This window comes from Rossellomorea sp. RS05, assembly GCF_039822645.1.
GTDB lineage: Bacteria > Bacillota > Bacilli > Bacillales > Bacillaceae_B > Rossellomorea > Rossellomorea marisflavi_B.
Map to the genome: position 1 here is coordinate 283,561 of NZ_JBDKWY010000003.1, position 16,469 is coordinate 300,029.

The 16,469-nt window shown below is 49.5% G+C and carries 19 protein-coding genes; 4 read left to right on the forward strand and 15 right to left on the reverse strand.

Annotation, left to right across the window (positions count from 1 at the left end; genetic code table 11):
• Positions 1-57: 57 nt before the first annotated feature.
• From ytpR to ABJ225_RS11250, 5 genes are all read right to left on the reverse strand, one after another.
• Positions 58-663, reverse strand: a complete 606-nt coding sequence (gene ytpR, locus ABJ225_RS11230; protein WP_056534847.1) for a YtpR family tRNA-binding protein — start codon at positions 661-663, stop codon at positions 58-60.
• Between the two features lie 5 nt (positions 664-668).
• The gene (locus ABJ225_RS11235) at positions 669-1,469 is read right to left on the reverse strand and encodes a DUF1444 domain-containing protein (RefSeq protein ID WP_238281768.1); all 801 of its coding nucleotides are present in this window, start codon (positions 1,467-1,469) and stop codon (positions 669-671) included.
• Between the two features lie 467 nt (positions 1,470-1,936).
• On the reverse strand, positions 1,937-2,251 hold the full coding sequence (locus tag ABJ225_RS11240) for a thioredoxin family protein (RefSeq protein WP_056534843.1): 315 nt from the start codon (positions 2,249-2,251) through the stop codon (positions 1,937-1,939).
• Position 2,252: 1 nt separating this feature from the next.
• Positions 2,253-3,287: a PTS sugar transporter subunit IIC gene (locus ABJ225_RS11245; protein ID WP_347320205.1), complete on the reverse strand. Its 1,035-nt coding sequence runs from the start codon at positions 3,285-3,287 to the stop codon at positions 2,253-2,255.
• 107 nt (positions 3,288-3,394) lie between these two features.
• Entirely contained in the window at positions 3,395-3,895 is a 501-nt protein-coding gene (locus ABJ225_RS11250) for a hypothetical protein (protein WP_347320207.1), read from the reverse strand.
• A 171-nt stretch (positions 3,896-4,066) separates the two neighbouring features.
• Between ABJ225_RS11250 and ABJ225_RS11255 the strand changes: the two genes are divergently transcribed.
• Both ABJ225_RS11255 and ABJ225_RS11260 read left to right on the forward strand, forming a co-directional pair.
• Positions 4,067-4,510: a YtoQ family protein gene (locus ABJ225_RS11255; RefSeq protein WP_347320209.1), complete on the forward strand. Its 444-nt coding sequence runs from the start codon at positions 4,067-4,069 to the stop codon at positions 4,508-4,510.
• A 206-nt stretch (positions 4,511-4,716) separates the two neighbouring features.
• On the forward strand, positions 4,717-6,210 hold the full coding sequence (locus ABJ225_RS11260; protein ID WP_347320211.1) for a peptide MFS transporter: 1,494 nt from the start codon (positions 4,717-4,719) through the stop codon (positions 6,208-6,210).
• A 43-nt stretch (positions 6,211-6,253) separates the two neighbouring features.
• Here the strand turns inward: ABJ225_RS11260 and ABJ225_RS11265 are convergent, their stop codons facing one another.
• From ABJ225_RS11265 to ABJ225_RS11275, 3 genes are all read right to left on the reverse strand, one after another.
• On the reverse strand, positions 6,254-6,421 hold the full coding sequence (locus tag ABJ225_RS11265) for a hypothetical protein (protein WP_347320213.1): 168 nt from the start codon (positions 6,419-6,421) through the stop codon (positions 6,254-6,256).
• A gap of 168 nt (positions 6,422-6,589) precedes the next feature.
• Entirely contained in the window at positions 6,590-7,117 is a 528-nt protein-coding gene (locus ABJ225_RS11270) for a DUF84 family protein (protein ID WP_347320215.1), read from the reverse strand.
• A 58-nt stretch (positions 7,118-7,175) separates the two neighbouring features.
• Positions 7,176-8,249, reverse strand: coding sequence for a M42 family metallopeptidase (locus tag ABJ225_RS11275; protein ID WP_218247266.1), 1,074 nt, complete (start codon positions 8,247-8,249; stop codon positions 7,176-7,178).
• Positions 8,250-8,440: 191 nt separating this feature from the next.
• Here ABJ225_RS11275 and ABJ225_RS11280 point away from each other — a divergent pair, with 191 nt between their 5' ends.
• Positions 8,441-8,752: a hypothetical protein gene (locus ABJ225_RS11280; protein WP_056538342.1), complete on the forward strand. Its 312-nt coding sequence runs from the start codon at positions 8,441-8,443 to the stop codon at positions 8,750-8,752.
• A 46-nt stretch (positions 8,753-8,798) separates the two neighbouring features.
• Here the strand turns inward: ABJ225_RS11280 and ABJ225_RS11285 are convergent, their stop codons facing one another.
• On the reverse strand, positions 8,799-9,641 hold the full coding sequence (locus ABJ225_RS11285; protein WP_347320217.1) for a YtnP family quorum-quenching lactonase: 843 nt from the start codon (positions 9,639-9,641) through the stop codon (positions 8,799-8,801).
• A 116-nt stretch (positions 9,642-9,757) separates the two neighbouring features.
• Positions 9,758-10,402: a tRNA (guanosine(46)-N7)-methyltransferase TrmB gene (trmB, locus tag ABJ225_RS11290; protein ID WP_056534828.1), complete on the reverse strand. Its 645-nt coding sequence runs from the start codon at positions 10,400-10,402 to the stop codon at positions 9,758-9,760.
• 212 nt (positions 10,403-10,614) lie between these two features.
• On the opposite strand from trmB, the gene ABJ225_RS11295 reads away from it, so the two are divergent.
• Complete coding sequence (locus ABJ225_RS11295; protein ID WP_053427717.1) at positions 10,615-10,893, forward strand: YtzH-like family protein; 279 nt, start codon at positions 10,615-10,617, stop codon at positions 10,891-10,893.
• On the opposite strand, the gene ABJ225_RS11300 is transcribed toward ABJ225_RS11295, so the two are convergent.
• From ABJ225_RS11300 to thpR, 5 genes are all read right to left on the reverse strand, one after another.
• On the reverse strand, positions 10,894-11,667 hold the full coding sequence (locus tag ABJ225_RS11300) for a phosphotransferase family protein (RefSeq protein ID WP_056534826.1): 774 nt from the start codon (positions 11,665-11,667) through the stop codon (positions 10,894-10,896).
• A 132-nt stretch (positions 11,668-11,799) separates the two neighbouring features.
• Entirely contained in the window at positions 11,800-13,956 is a 2,157-nt protein-coding gene (gene pulA, locus ABJ225_RS11305; RefSeq protein WP_347320220.1) for a type I pullulanase, read from the reverse strand.
• Between the two features lie 4 nt (positions 13,957-13,960).
• Positions 13,961-14,896 carry a diacylglycerol/lipid kinase family protein gene (locus ABJ225_RS11310; RefSeq protein WP_347320222.1) on the reverse strand — a complete coding sequence of 312 codons (936 nt, stop codon included), beginning with the start codon at positions 14,894-14,896 and terminating at the stop codon, positions 13,961-13,963.
• A complete protein-coding gene (locus ABJ225_RS11315) occupies positions 14,893-15,846 on the reverse strand; it encodes an NERD domain-containing protein (RefSeq protein WP_347320224.1) in 954 nt (317 codons plus the stop codon). The genes ABJ225_RS11310 and ABJ225_RS11315 overlap by 4 nt, the downstream gene beginning before the upstream one ends.
• Positions 15,830-16,414: an RNA 2',3'-cyclic phosphodiesterase gene (gene thpR / locus ABJ225_RS11320; RefSeq protein WP_347320226.1), complete on the reverse strand. Its 585-nt coding sequence runs from the start codon at positions 16,412-16,414 to the stop codon at positions 15,830-15,832. The genes ABJ225_RS11315 and thpR overlap by 17 nt, the downstream gene beginning before the upstream one ends.
• Positions 16,415-16,469: the final 55 nt, after the last annotated feature.

Consider the following 16,469-nt stretch of genomic DNA (forward strand, 5'->3'; position numbering starts at 1 on the left):
AAAGATTCATCAATCAAACAAAAACCCGGACCATAAAAGGCCCGGGTCAACATTCCATTATCCTTTGAACGCTTGTCCTACTTCGTATTGATCGTCGAGGACGAGGATTCCTTTTTCTTGTGGAGCATCCGGCAGGTCGAGTTCTTTGGCAGAGCAGATCATGCCTGATGAAGGCACGCCGCGCAGCTCTGCGTCTTTGATGACCATTCCGCTCGGCATGACGGCACCGACTTTGGCTACCACTACTTTTTGTCCTTGATCGACATTCGGTGCACCGCAGACGATTTGAAGCGTTTCGTCACCGATTTCCACCTTGCAGATATTGAGCTTGTCTGCATTGGGATGCTTTTCTTTTTCTGCTACATACCCGACGACGAACTTAGGGGTGAAGTCCCCTTTCAGAACATCTTCAAAGCCGTTTTTGGCGATGGCATCGTTGATGCTCTTCAGCTTCTCGTCATCCATCTCCACTTGACCTTTTGCCTCAAGGGTTAAGTAAGTGGAAGCGTTGAACAGATTGTAACCGACTGTTTCATGCGTTTCTTCATTGAACAGACGTGCTGCATCGCCTTTTCTTTCATGACCGACGGTTCCTTCGAATGTCGGGTCCATTGTGATGATGAGGGTATCACCGATGCCCTCCAGATTATAAAATACGTTCATGTATGCTACTCCCTTTCTTTTTTACGATTTTTAGCCAGGATGAAAATCGGCTCTAGCTCACCTTCATCGTACACGAAGGATAGTGCCGTGATGGGAACATTCCCGTTGGTGAAGAAGCTCATGGTCATTTGGGCAAGGACGTCATAGCCGGTTTCATTGCGCATATCCCCGATGATCAACACATCCTGGTGGGGAACCGATACCGTCATCTCCCCTGAGACTGTTTCCTTCATTTCACGCAAAAAGGATTCGTTCAGGATCCGGCTCGCGTCGTAACCATCATTTTGATTGAGGAAATAGAATGTATTTCCGGCCACTTCATCCTTTTTCATGGCAGTCGGAAGACGTCTCACATTGAAGAGGGCGATTTCCTTAAGCTGTTCACGTGTCCACCCTTCCGATTTCATCATCCGTTCGTCGATCAAGCGATAGGTACTTCCAGAATCGAGTGCGTAATAGATCCTTGTCTCGGCTGTATGTTCATCGGTAACGAGCGGGATGTCATCAGGAGATTCCGTTGCAAAAGAAGTGGACCGGATGACAGGGAAGATGTTTTGTTCATGTTTGTTTGCCTTTTCTTCGCCCATGGCATTCAATGCTTCCTCTACATAGTAGACCACTTCATCGATGATCGTCTTGTTGTTTTCCTTCCACTTGGAAACAATGGGGGGAAGTGCAACCGTCATCCCCTTCTTTGTGTCTTTCCGCTCGATGCGGAGTGTTTCTTTTTCACGGTCATATGTAATCAGGCGGTCAGGTGACTGCAGACGTTCCTGAAGTTGTTTTTTCAATTTTTTTGTATCCATGGTTCAACCTCCTTCCACATGCGATCTCGCTTCTGCTATTTTACATGAAAAGCGCCGAATTTCAAAAGAAAATCACGAAATGCCTAAGCCATCCATCCTTACGCCAAGGAACTGTCGGATTCTTTCAGTGTAACCGGACAGAAAAAAAGAGGATGGGACAAAACTAAAAAAGGCCCCCTTTAGTGCCGAACACGATCAGTATAGGATCTTAATACCGATCATGATCTCCGTGCAAGACTTCGCTTTCCGCGGGTAGCCCGTGAGCCTCCTCGGCACGCCTGCGGGGTCTCACATCAGCTACTCTTCCCGCAGGAGTCTTTGTCTTGCACTCCGATCAACCGCTGGGAACGATGAAATTTGAATGTTCATTAAACAAATTTAAAACCCGAATCATTTGGTATATCGTAGGCAAATGATTCGGGTTTTACTATGACTAAAACATATTTGTCTCAGCCTCTTCGATCCTCTTAGCCAAGCTGATTCATGAAATTCTCGATCTCTTCTTTGGTTTTACGGTCCTTGCTGACGAAACGTCCCAGTTCCTTACCGTCACCGAAAGCGAGGAAGCTCGGGATACCAAAGATATCATGTTCGATGCAGATATCGATGAACTGGTCGCGGTCCACATAAATGAACGTGAATTCTTCGTACTCGCTCTCGATTTCAGGCAGGATCGGCTCGATGATCCGGCAGTCCGGACACCAATCTGCAGAGAACATGAATACATGCTTCCCGTTCGCCTTCAACTCATGAAATTCTTCTTCTGATGCCAGTTTTCGCATGTTACTTACCTCCAATATCCAGCGTTAATTGATCGGGTTTGATCCACCCTAGTTTACGCATATATTCAGATAGTAACAGGCTGATGATGGCAGGTCCAATGATATGCAATACGAGGACCTGGATCAGCACACCCGAGCTGAATCCCATGGTCTGGAACGTCATGATCTGACCGACCAATCCGCTAGTCCCCATACCGGCTCCCGCCCCATTATTCTCCATCACCCAGATCGTCGTCCCGATCGGGGCAAGAATCATGCCTGCCAGTGTCGGAGGCAGGAGGATGAGGGGATTGCGTATGATATTCGGCACCTGCAGCATCGAAGTTCCGATCCCTTGAGCGAGCAGACCTCCAAAGCGGTTCTCCCTATAGCTTATGACAGCGAACCCGACCATCTGGGCGGCACAGCCGATTGTTGCTGCACCTGCAGCCACTCCGTTCAGATCGAGCATGAGGGCGATGGCCGCACTTGAGATCGGTGCCGTCAAGGCGAGACCCATGAGCATGGCCACAAGGATCCCCATGAGGATCGGCCGTTGCTCTGTCGCCCAGCTTATCCATCCGCCGAACATGGTCATGAATGTCGAAATACCGGGTCCGATGAAGGAAGCGGCCGCAAACCCTGTGAGAATGGTGGTGAACGGAGTGACGATGATATCGAGCTTTGTGCTTTTACTGATCAACTTACCGACTTCCACAGACAGGACCGCCGCCACATACGCACCGGCCGGTCCACCGAGTGCCGCACCGGCTGCCCCCGTGACGACAGCCGAGAAGAGCACGAGTGGCGGTGCCCCGAGCCCGTAGGCGATGGCTGCACCGATGGCGGGCCCCATCATGGAAGAGGCTAACCCTCCCATCTCGATCAAAAAATGCTGCAATCCTTCAGGCAGAAACCCTGCCTGCTCCCCGATCGTCTTCATGATCAGGCCGATGATGAGGGAGCTGAATAATCCAAGAGCCATGTAGCTCAAAGCATCTATAAAATAAACCCTCGCTGAGGGCTTAACCCCTTTCCGAGCAAGCCATTCCTTCATACTGGTTCCCCTTTCAACCATTAGTCTTTTACTAGTGTAAAGACACATGTATCATTTGTCCAGATAAATATCCCCACAAAAAAAGATCCGATCGTAATGATCAGATCTCAGGAACCCTTAACGGAAGTGGCCATCTTCATCATCATTTTCGCATGATCAGACAGATCGCCTTCATCTGACTGGGTGGAAACCTTCGTGCCCCCTACCCCGACGATGAGTTCATATTTTTCTGAATCAGGGATGCTCTTGATGATGTAATACCCCAACCCATCCTTGCCTTGGACCGTTCCTTTTTTCACCACGTCCGATTCATCTTCAAGAGACGTTTTATATAGTAGGTCGCTGTTCTTATCTTCCTGGGGGTTGTTAAAGAGGATAAACGTATCCGACCCCTTTTTGATGATCACATTATGTGAGGTTTCTTTTTCCACTTCGGCACCGAAGGGCAGGTAAAATTCCATGTCCCCGGCGTTCTCTTTCGGTTCTACCTTATGTTCAACCATATCTTCTACGACTTTCGCCGTTTTATCCTTCTCTTCGTCAATTGAGGTGCTGCACCCTGCTAATGTAAGGGCAAGAATGAATAAAACCGGTAAATAACGCTTCATTCTCCGTCATCCTCCTTTATTCTGCTAAACCTACGCTTATGATACCCTCACATAGTCATAATGACAACCCGTTTTCTTACAGGTATGCTGTTTTTACTGGGAAGAAAGGTTAATTTTGACTCGGATGGGGTAAATCGTGTAGGAAACAGTAACAGATAGGGGATGATCACAGTGAAATTAACGGTATATCTGGCAGGGGAGATACATAGTAGCTGGAGGGATGATGTCAAAAACGAAGCGGAGAAAAGGGGACTGAACATCCAGTTCTCAGGACCGATGGAAAACCATGACCGATCCGATTCCATCGGGGAAGAAATCCTTGGCACCCAGCCGAACGCCATCTTGAAAGATGAAGCGGCTTCGGCTTTCAATAACTTGCGCACCAAGATCCTGATGGGAAAGGCAGACCTCGTCATCGCTTACTTCGGAGAAGAGTACAAACAGTGGAATTCAGCCATGGATGCCGGCATTGCCCTCGCGAAGGACAAGCCATTGATCCTGATCCGTCCGGAAAAGCTTCACCATCCGTTGAAAGAAATTTCCCAGCGGGCAGATGCGACGGTCTCGACTATTGAACAGGCACTTCAAGCCATTTCCTATATTTTTGAAGAATAATGATTCCATCGCCTGCCCTCTTACCCCGGGCGGGCGAATTTATTCTTTTCTGCGTGTTAAGCGCTTGCAAAATAGTTCGACAATTCAAAAACGAATTAATATTAGTAATTTATAGAAACATTTGGTATAATTAAAATTTTATTAATTTCTTTTTGACTTTATAAAAATCTTAAAATATTATAGTAAAAGAATAAGGAGGTTGTAATATGTCATCATCGAATAAACAGAAAATTGTGGAAAGTGTACCTCAGACCGGGTTCTTCGGTCACCCCAAAGGGTTGTTCACATTATTCTTCACAGAATTCTGGGAGCGTTTTTCATACTACGGTATGAAAGCCATCCTTGTATATTATATGTACTACGAGGTATCAAAAGGCGGACTCGGCATCGAGGAAGGTACTGCGCTCGCCATCGTTTCCATCTACGGTTCCCTGGTGTATATGTCAGGGGTCATCGGAGGGTGGCTGGCCGACCGGGTATTCGGAACGTCCAAGGCCGTCTTCTACGGCGGGATCTTCATCATGTTCGGTCATATCGCCCTTGCATTCCCGGGGAACTTCTCTATGTTCATCGTTTCCATGGTACTGATTGTCATCGGTACTGGGTTACTTAAACCGAACGTCTCAACCGTTGTCGGTGAAATGTACAGTCAGGAAGATACACGCCGAGACTCGGCTTTCAGTATCTTCTATATGGGGATCAACCTTGGTGGATTCGTTTCACCACTCGTTGTGGGTAGTCTTCAAAAGAACTACGGCTTCCACTGGGGATTTGCGGCAGCAGCCATCGGGATGTTCCTCGGACTTGTCGTGTTCATGGTAAGCAAACGTTCTACATTGGGACTTGCCGGTACGTATGTGCCAAACCCGCTGACAGCAGCCGAGAAAAAGAAATACGGTTGGATGACGGCAGTGGTCGTGATCGTCCTTGCCATCATCCTTGGGTGGACCATTCCAGCCGGAATCTTCACGCTGAATGTATTCATCAATATTGTCGGAATCTTCGGTGTGGTCGTACCTCTTGCGTACTTCTTGATCATGTACTACAGCCCTAAAACATCGACACAGGAACGCTCTCAGGTTATCGCCTATATCCCTCTATTCATTGCTGCGGTCATGTTCTGGTCCATCCAGGAACAAGGTGCAACCATCCTTGCGACCTATGCTGATAAAAAGACACAACTCGATCTTTTCGGATTTGAAATCTCACCTGCGTGGTTCCAATCCCTTAACCCATTGTTCATCCTTCTCCTTGCACCGGTATTTGCATGGTTATGGGTGAAGCTTGGTAACCGCCAGCCAATCATCCCCCGTAAATTCTCATGGGGTCTGATCTTTGCAGGTCTTTCATTCCTGGTCATCCTCATTCCGGGTTACTTTACTCCAGATGGCGGACTAGTGAATCCGATCTGGCTCGTACTAAGCTATTTCATCGTTGTCATCGGGGAACTACTCCTTTCGCCTGTCGGCCTTTCTGCGACAACAAAGCTTGCTCCTCAAGCCTTCTCTGCACAAACCATGAGCCTTTGGTTCCTGGCACCTGCTGCTGCACAGGCGTTGAATGCACAGCTTGTCAGATTCTACTCGCCGGCAACAGAAAATGTGTATTTCGGTACCATCGGTGGTGTGTCCATCGTATTGGGCCTCATCCTCTTCCTGATCAGTCCTAAGATTCAGACCTACATGAAGGGAATTAAATAAGTCAAAAAAGCAGCCGCTTATCAAAGAGGCTGCTTTTGTTTATTCAGTTCTTACCAATCCTTATTACACCCGTGGTTCCGGTTTCCTTCATTGCGTCTGCATCCGCCGTGGTTCCGGTTTCCTTCATGGCGTCTGCAGCCTCCACGATCACCTTCACAGCGATTGCGCCTGCAACAGCAGCGGTTACCGAATAGGAATTTGTCCCAATCACAGCAGAAGTTGAAGCCCCAACAACAGTTACGGTGACATCCGCCGCCTTCATTGTGTCCTTTATGGCATCCCATGTGTTTTACCCCCCTTGTACAAGAGATTTATCGCATGCCTTCGCATCCGATCTACTCTATCCTATGAGGATGGGCTCTAATTGGTATGGGCCGAGTCATATATTCCCGCGTTTATCTCTATTTCTTCCATCATATTCCCACTGCCCGATCAGGAGTTTAACGACATGGATGAACATCGCTTCCCTCGTCACCAGACCGTTCGTGAAAACCCCTACCGCCCCTTCTCGATGACGCACACCTTCCCGTTTCGTATATGCATCCATCAGTGGCCCAAGCTCTCCGCCTCTGCGAAGTTTATAGGCAATCTCGTCAGGTAGTAGAATCCGTGCCCCTCCTGCTACAAATTCTCGGCCATCAGCGTCTACCAAGGCTCCCCAATTACAGAGAAAAAGTCCCGATGACGTGTCGACGACCCCACCTTCCAGCCCGATGCCTGCGTGAGACGCCCCGATACTATTCCTCGCCCGGTTCACCGCCCCTCTGATCGTCTCTTCATCAGAAAACGGCTGTGCACTGACTCCGGATTCCGCCTCTATTGGATAGACTGTTGCTCCGGGACCGATTGCCTTCTGAATTGCTGAAACCTTAGCCGGATTTGTCGTCCCTACTCCGATATTCTTCATATCCTTACCCCCATTTTCATAAAAGAAGACCGCCACGATTATCGGGCGGTCTCATCAATCATCCGTTATTACGGATGGTTTCCACTGTGGAACGATCACACTGTTTCACTAGCTTTACGATCAATTCTTTCGCAGCCGCATAATCATCGATATGGATCATGGATGCATGGGTGTGGATGTAGCGAGAACAAATCCCTACGACCGCACTCGGCACGCCTTCATTGGACATGTGGACACGGCCTGCATCCGTCCCTCCCTGGGAAACGAAGTATTGATAAGGGATGGAATTGGTTTCAGCTGTATCTAGGACGAATTCCCTCATGCCCCTGTGGGTGACCATGGAACGGTCGAGGATCCGGAGAAGGGCCCCTTTCCCGAGCTGTCCAAATTCATTTTTATCCCCTGACATATCATTGGCCGGGCTGGCATCAAGGGCAAAGAATAGATCCGGATTGATCATGTTGGCCGCCGTCTGCGCCCCCCTCAATCCTACTTCCTCCTGAACGGTGGCACCTGAGTACAGCGTGTTTGGAAGCTGCTCACCATGGAGTTCCTTCAGAAGCTCGATGGACAGTCCGCAGCCGTAACGGTTATCCCATGCCTTCGCCAGGATCTTCTTCTCATTGGCCATCGGTGTGAACGGACAGATCGGTACGATCTGCTGGCCAGGTTTGATCCCGATCCGGAGGGCGTCCTCTTTGTCATCTGCACCGATATCAATGAGCATGTTCTTGATATCCATCGGCTTCGATCGCTGAGCCTCTCCCAGAAGGTGAGGTGGGATGCTTCCGATCACACCGGTGATCGGTCCGTTGTCTGTGATGACCTGAACTCGCTGGGCGAGGAGCACCTGGCTCCACCAGCCTCCTAGGGTCTGAAAGCGCAGCATCCCGTTTTCCGTGATAGAGGTCACCATGAAGCCCACTTCATCCATATGTCCGGCCACCATGACAACAGGAGCATCACTGTCCCCTTTCCTGACACCGAATACACCTCCAAGGCGATCCTGTACAAGCTCATCCGAGTAGGCGGAGAGCTGTTCTTTCATGAAGGCCCTCACAGCATGTTCGTTACCCGGAGCACCAGGCAGTTCTGTCAACGTTTTGAATAATTCCAATGTATCCTGATTCATATCATTTACCCCATTTCTTTTTCACATCTTTATGTATACGTCCATTTTACAGAACTTTCTCACCTCTTACCACCGATTGGATTCAAATAAGATTCTCTTTTTTCCGTGTTCTTTGTTAGAATGGTCTTATCATGTAGAAAATATCGGGGAGGCATTCCATGTCTCAGCCGTGCTTTTGGAGGGAAGAGTGGATGAACTGGAAATCATTTGCATTAGGAGCGGCTGTCGGAGCTGTCGGGGGGATCGTCCTCAGCGGTGCCGCAAAGGATCATAAGACCGTTTCTCCGGAAAAAGTACTGAAAAGCGTGAAAGAACGCTTCAAAGAAGACGGGAAGATCGATGGCTCATGGATCAGCATGAAGCCCGAGTCCTTCAAACAGCATACATTTGAAACACAGGTATTCAAAGGCGGCATTTCACGCAGGATCGACGGGGAACTCGAACAGTTCGAATTCATCGCTGATGTGAAGAGTGGCACCATCCTTGATGTTTACCCCTTATAATCAAAAAAAGATCCAAAGCCATCCGGCTTTGGATCTTTTCCATTCATCACCTACTGCGTTCAACCGAGTCCAACACTTTTCCCTCTTCATCCCATTTCAGGGCACGATATACGGAATCATGATAAAAGAGGAACCAGTATCCCCCTTCGATCGCCTGAGAGATCCACTTTTCTTTGGCTCCAATCGACGTCATTGGATAGTCGTCGTACGCGAGCACCCATAATGGATTCTTATGAGCGTGCGTCGGCATGAGGTCAGCCATATGAATCAGCGTTTCGCCTCCTGCTTCCAATAGGATGATGGAATGGCCGTCACTGTGACCACCGGTATGGATCATCGTGATACCGGGCAGGACTTCTTTCTGCTCATCAAATGGCATCACCTGATGCTCAACGGCCTCCCAGTTTTCTTTCCAATATGTATTCTTTGAACGGATATTTGGGTTTCTCATCTCATCCCATTCCACCTGTGATGTATGGATGACGGCGTTCGGGAAGGCCGAGCGATAGTCTTCGCCCTCGCGTTTCGTCAACCCGCATGCATGATCAAAATGCATATGCGTCATAAGGATCACATCGATCTCTTCCGGCGATACCCCAAGCGACTGAAGATCGGACTCAAGATCAGATTCTTCTTCCACCCCATAATTTCGCTTTTGTTTGTCTGTTAACTTTCCTTTTCCGATACCCGACTCGATCAATACGTTCTTGCCGTTCCAACGGAAAAAGATCGGATCTGTCCTCAGCTCAATCTGATTGCGCTCATTCACATCATACTTCCTTGACCATAATGGCTTTGGCACGACCCCGAACATGGCTCCCCCATCCATGAAGGTCACCCCGCCATTCAGCCAGTGAAACGTTGTATCACCAATCATCCGTTTTTCCATCTCTTCATTCCTCCCTTATTGTTCCCCATTAGTGTAGCATAAGTAGGCTGCGTGAATCCGGCAGACATGAAAAAAAGGCTGCAGAAGCCGGTAAACGGCAGACTGCAGCCTTCTGATCATGAGTGTTGGAATTGAGCTTCCACCCGGTAGATCCGGTCCCCTTTTGCAGAGAACTTTTCTTCGTATTCCGTCATGATATTCCCTTCCATCCCGCTGTTATGGAGATCGAGGCTCAAGTAGTTCAGACGGAGGCCGTACCAGGAAAAGCTTTTCAAGGAATACTCGAACAACCCCTGGTTATCGGTCTTGAAATGGATTTCCCCGTTCTCAACCAGGATATCCTCATACAGCTTGAGGAAATGTTCATATGTGAGTCTGCGCTTCTCATGGCGGGCCTTTGGCCAAGGATCCGAGAAGTTCAGATATACCCGTCCTACTTCACCATCATCGAAGAATTCCTTCAGATCCCTTGCATCGACATTCAATAGCTTCACATTGCTGACATTTTCCTCAAGGATCCGGTCGAGGGCCGTCACGAGGACACTCTCGTAGAGTTCGATCCCGATATAGTTGATCTCAGGGTTCTGTTTCCCCATACCGGTGACGAATTGACCTTTGCCTGTTCCTACCTCTATATGGATGGGGTTGTCGTTCCCAAAGAACTCATTCCATTTCCCTTTCAGTTGATCGGGCTCCGCCACTACTATGCCGGAATGTTCACTGAGCTTTTCAGCTGCCCATGGTTTGTAACGCACACGCATGTAGACACCTCTTTTTTCCATTTTTCACGCACCCGATCCCGCAAGCTTCCTGCTTGTCCACGGGCACGTCATTCGAACAAAACATACCACGACCACAATGGTTGTGCAAGATGAAATCCATTGGAGCCGCGCATAATAAAAAAAGGAATCCACACACTATCAGTGAATTCCTTCTCTATCTGAATTCAATCCCAAAAGAAAGGGTGGCTTTCATGCCTCTCAACGCTCAAAATCAAATGCAATTATTATCCGATATCCTCAGTAATCATCAAACGGACTGTTGCGGCTCCGTATCCGAATGCGAACAGCTCGAGAGACTGGTCAAGTCCCTCATGGTCAACGCAGACATCCACGAGAACGTCAAACCCGTACTCGAAGAGATTTATCGGTACAGTCAAAGCGGCATCTCGTCTTCGGATCTATCCGATCACATCACCACAAACAAAGATAACCTGTCCCAGTGGGTGTCGGACATGAACAACTATTCATGATCAGATGATTTTGTGCAGATACTCGATCCAGTGGTTCATTTCATGAAAACGGCCTTTGGCTTTATGCCACTGCATGAAGAGGATCGTCTGGGCGACCACATACCATTTCATTCGCAGCTTCAGGCTATCCGTCAGTTCCGTTCCGTATTGAAGGAGCCAGTCCTCCCATTGATCTTCAGGGATATACCAATAGAGGAGCAGGCCGACATCAAAGGCCGGATCTGCAATCATGGCGCCGTCCCAATCAATGAGATATAGCTGATTCTGTTCGGAAAGGAGCCAGTTATTATGATTGACGTCCCCGTGACAGACGACATATTCGCCTTGACGAACCTCATCCAGGCCATCCTGAAGGAAACGCATCGCTTTCTTGACATCGGGCAATGTTAGAAGGTCGAATTCAAGACTGGTCTCAAGTTCCGTCAACATATGATCAGGCTGAAAAGGCTCTGTGCCGAGGCGCTCAAGCATCGTCAAGAGAGGTTTCGATGTATGGATTTTTTTCAGCAGACGGGCAACCCTGTCTTCCTTCATTTCTGCGGGTTTCAGTTCTCTGCCATTCAACCAGTGCTGAGCGGTGATGACATCCCCGTTTTCCAGACGTTTCGTCCAGACAAGCTTCGGCGTGATGCCTTCTGCGGATAATACCGCCAAAAACGGCGATGAATTCCGCTTGAGGAATAGCCTCTGTTCCTGGTATTGGGCAAAGAAGGCTTCCCCCGTGGCACCGCCCGCAGGGACGATTTCCCAATCTTGGTCAAATAAGTGTTCCAATCTATTCACCTTCTATTGGTCCTTTGTCATGTTTATATGATTGTTCACATTTCATCTCAAATAAAATAAAAAAGATAGCTATTGGGCAATAAGATCAATAGCCATCTATGAACAATTTTATCGTCATATTCCTTATTCGTCAAGCGCACCTGAAATCGACTGCATCACGGCAAGGGAGACAGTCAGCGGGGCGACCTCCAGATGGTCCCCTTCTATCGTGTTTAGACCTTCGGCATCCGCACGGTCCCCTTCTGCCAGGCAGAGCCAATCCTCCCCATCTCCAAGTGCAAATGCGGCCGGTTCTGTTCCACCATTGAAGGCAAGAATCATCTCACTCCAAGGTCCATAGTCCCCGACTTCCGAGTAGCGGATGACCACAGATTGATTTTCAGCGGTGACGATGCTAACATGCTGCCTGATCAGTTGTGCTTCCTGAAACCTGAAGGCACCGTGGGCTTTCCGTATAGCGATCAATCCCCTTACATATGCAATGGATTTGTCATGGTCTTCCCTTCGCGTCCAGTCAAGCTGATTGATCCGGACCGGGGCATTGTAGCTGTTCTCATGCCCTCCCTTTGTACGATAAAACTCCTGACCGGCGTGAATGAACGGGATCCCCTGCGATAGGAGGACCATCGCGGTGCCGAGGGACTGCCGCTTGAACAGCTGCTCCTCGCTCTCATGCATGCAAGCCTTCATCTTATCCCAAAGGGTATGATTGTCATGGGATTCGATATAGTTGACGGATTGGATTGGCCCATCGAAGATCCCCTGGTCCCGGCTCTGGATGCCGACGCTTCCCGAAAGAACCTGGGCCACCTGTTTTTCAAGTCCGCTATGTCCAAGGATGAACCCTTTATCGTGAAGATTGAAGGTGCTCCCCTTGACGGTATCCCTGAACCAATCATTGAACTGTCCCACGTTCGGGAGCAACCGTGCATTGCGGAGATTCGCCTTTTCTTCCTGAGGGATAGGGGTATTCAGGTCCCACCCTTCCCCGATGACGATGAGACCCGATTCCCGCGCGATATCCGACACCTCATTCATCGTTGTCACGTCAAGGATCCCCATAAGATCGAACCGGAAGCCATCGAACCCGTATTCCTTGATCCAGAAACGGATCGAGTCCTTGATAAACTTCCTCGCCATGAGCCGCTCCGAGGCAAAATCATTCCCTACGCCGGTCCCGTTGGAAGGCAACCCGTTTTCACCATGACGGAAAAAGTAACCAGGCACGATTTTTTCAAACGATGACTCTTCCCTTATGAACACATGGTTGTAGACGACATCCATGATGACCCTGATCCCCTCATCATGAAGACTGTTCACCACGTCTTTCAATTCCTTTATCCGGACAAGGGGCTCACCGGGATCCGAGCTGTAGCTGCCCTCCGGGACGTTGAAAAATAATGGGTTGTAACCCCAATTGTATTCTTCCTCGGATGGATCATCCGGCACGCCCCCGAAGTCATTGACAGGCAGAAGCTCCACATGCGTGATCCCGAGCTCCTTAAGATAGTCGACTCCGCTTGAGTACCCAGCAGGCGTCTTGGTTCCACGCTCGGAAAAGGCACCATAGCGCCCCCTTGCGTTCATGCCACCTTCTTCCCCTGCGGAAAAGTCCCGTACATGGAGCTCATAAATGATAGCATCGACGGGGGATGAAACAGGCGGAAGGGATGTACAAGGAGGTCCGAGTTCTGTCGCGACCACACCCCAGCGGCTGTTGAACGAAACCGCTACGGCATAGGGATCCAGGGCTTCCTTCCAAACGAGATTGATGCAGGTGAGATAGGAATAACAAAACCCTTCCACGTCTTCCTGGATGTCCAGGGTCCACACCCCTTTTTCTTCTCGCGTCATGTCGCGTTCCGTTTCCTCACCGTTTTCCGACATCAGTTTGAGTCTGACCGCCGACGAAGTAGGTGCCCACAGTTTAAACCGGAAACCCCCTTCCACTTTCCGTACGCCGAGATCTTCGCCATCATAGTAGTAGCGCTCATCGAAGGCATCCGTCCTGATGACGGCCCCGACTTGGAGGTCGGTCTTGATCCCGTTCGCATCGACCACTTCGCAGGCCTCTTCAAGATCGAGCTCTTCCGGAAGTGAGGTCACGATTTTCCTTGCGTGCTCAAGCTGGATTTCTTCCTTTATCTCCAGAGGGATCGTTATGTCTCCCTTCACTATATGAAAATCCTCCTCACCCCCGACTCGATCATGGGGGATAATGATCGTGACGGTCGTGAATGTATCCATAAACGCTTCATAATGACGACTGATATTGAACACCTGCTCACCCTCTTCCATTCATCATTTTCCAACTGGACGGAAGCACCCTGATGCTCATGCGTCCATTCACAGCAAGTGTCCCACACGATTCTCCATCAGCATGGATTTCGGGATCCCCATCCGCCTGCACGACCATCTCCCGCGTGCGGAATGTATGAACTTCTTTAAAAACCGAATGTTTTCCCACAAATACAGAAAGAAAGACCGCAATGAGCTTAAGGCGGCCGAGTCCCGCCACGACGGTCACATCCAACATGCCGTCATCCGGACGGGCATCGGGGGCGATCTTCATGCCGCCTCCAAAATACGGATGGTTGGATACTGTCATGAACCAGACCTTGTCGTACATACTATCTTCTCCATCTCTCCGGACCTGCAGGGAGAAGGGCTGGAACGTAAGGGCTTCCCTCACCAGAATGATGGGATAAATGAGCTTCCCGAGGGAAACCCGGTTAAGCCGTTTCTTCCATGGGGAATGATTGGCACGACCCGCTACCAGGGCATCGAATCCTATTCCTATATTATTCACAAAGTGCCCATTCGGCTCCGCAGGGAGTTGAAATACACCTGCATCCATCAAGGAGGCGTGACGCGATCCGGATTTTATCCGGCTCTCTGCCTCACGTGGCTTCCGCGGCCAATTGTACCCCCTTGCAAAATCATTCCCGCTTCCTGAAGGAATATACCCGATGATCACCTGAGGGAAACCAATCGACGCGCTGATGATGGATTTCATCGTCCCGTCACCTCCCACCCCTACAAGTAGCAAGGTCTCGTCGGGATACCTCTCCACTAGATCCCGGACCACCTGCTTCACTTCAGACGGATGCCGGGTGACGAAGGATTCATGGATGATCCCTTCCTCCACGCGGAATCGTTCCCAGGCTTCTGTACTCCCTCGATTTTTGGCTGCGGGATTGACAAGGTAGAAGGTCTTCACGGCTCTTCCCCGACGAATCGGTCTTCATCCATGCCGATCCGTTTGAAGGACGTGGTATGTCCATAGTCGAGAATGGCCTGGGCAGCCTTGAGCTGGACGCCCTTGATGGGGGACGATATGGACCGCAGGGATTCGAACCATCCTTCATGCTTCCGTTTGTCCAAAAGATGGACATGGTGGGGAGCCTGGGGATAATCGATGTACCCGTTTCTGCAGATGACTCCTTTATGTATAGGAAGGTCCACACCGGCAAAGCGCAGGATCTGATCAATGATCGTTTCCATTCGTTGCAGGGTGATCAGGGGATTCAGCACTTTCTCTTCTTCCCGTCCCCACTTCTTCAGCCAGAAATGATCCTTCCCTCCGATATACGCGGTGCCCTCCTCGAACTCCAGGAAGGTCAGGCACCAAACAGCCGTCGGGGTGATGAGGATCGTTTCAAATTCAACAGGGGCTTTTTTGATCTTGAGAATCGGATGATAGAGCACCAAGATATTATCCGGGAACCGCTGAAGAAGATACTTCAACCGTTCATCATAGTAATAGCTATTGTCCACATACGAACGTTGTGAAATGGTCGAACTCGCCCATTTCAGCTGAAAATCCATGATATTCTCGAGAAACACCTGCTTCAACTCATCCTCGGTTGAAGCCTCCACCCTTTCAGCATCGATGGCGAACTCCTCTTCATCATCACTTTCTGCATACATGGTCAAATCCTCGATCTCTTCTTGATCGCCCCTTCTCTTAAAAAAGGAAAACAATCGATCTTTTACGGTTTCTTTCTCCTCCATCGAACCATGTGCTTCCTCATGGGTGTCGCCATTTTCCCAGTGATCCTTCATTTTTTCCCACTGCTGTTTTTTCAGCCTGACAAATTGGGTAGGATAGCGGTAAAGATCCATTTCATATCTGGAAATGTAGTCCTGCAGTTTAATGAGCTGTGCCATGAGGTTCTCCTCTTTCTTCCGATGTCATCCCTTTCAATGGGAACGTCGCCACCGGCTCGTATTTTGGGATGTGTTCCAGTCGTGTCCGGTACAGGACAACGTGTTCTACGGGGAATTCGATAGGAAGTGGTTCGATTTCTGGAGAACGCTCATTGAACGCATACTCTCCCCGCCATTTGCGCGCCACGGTGATGTGGGGAACAAACGGGCGTGAGTCCAACTCAAATCCTGCGTTCAGGCAGGCATCATAAACTGCCGCCCTCAGTCGATTGAGCTCATAAGAGGGTTCAACCCCCATCCAGAAGATCCGCGGTGCTTCCTCTCGCCCGAAGAAGTCAAAACCACTGAAGGTCAATGTGAAGGGGTCATGCTCCCTTGCCACTTCCCGCACCTTGGACTTGGCGAGGTCCAGGGCATCGGCTTCGGAACCCCCTAGGAACGCCAGTGTCAAATGGAAGTCCTGATGGTGGACCGGCTTTTTGAATGGAAACGCGTCTGCCTGATCCGCCAAACGGAGCTTTTCTTCTTCCGGGATGGAGAGGGCAAAGAAATAATGGGGCTGTCGCATATCATCCGTCCTTTCTTGATGTATATCCATCATAGCAAAATGTGAGAACCTAGAG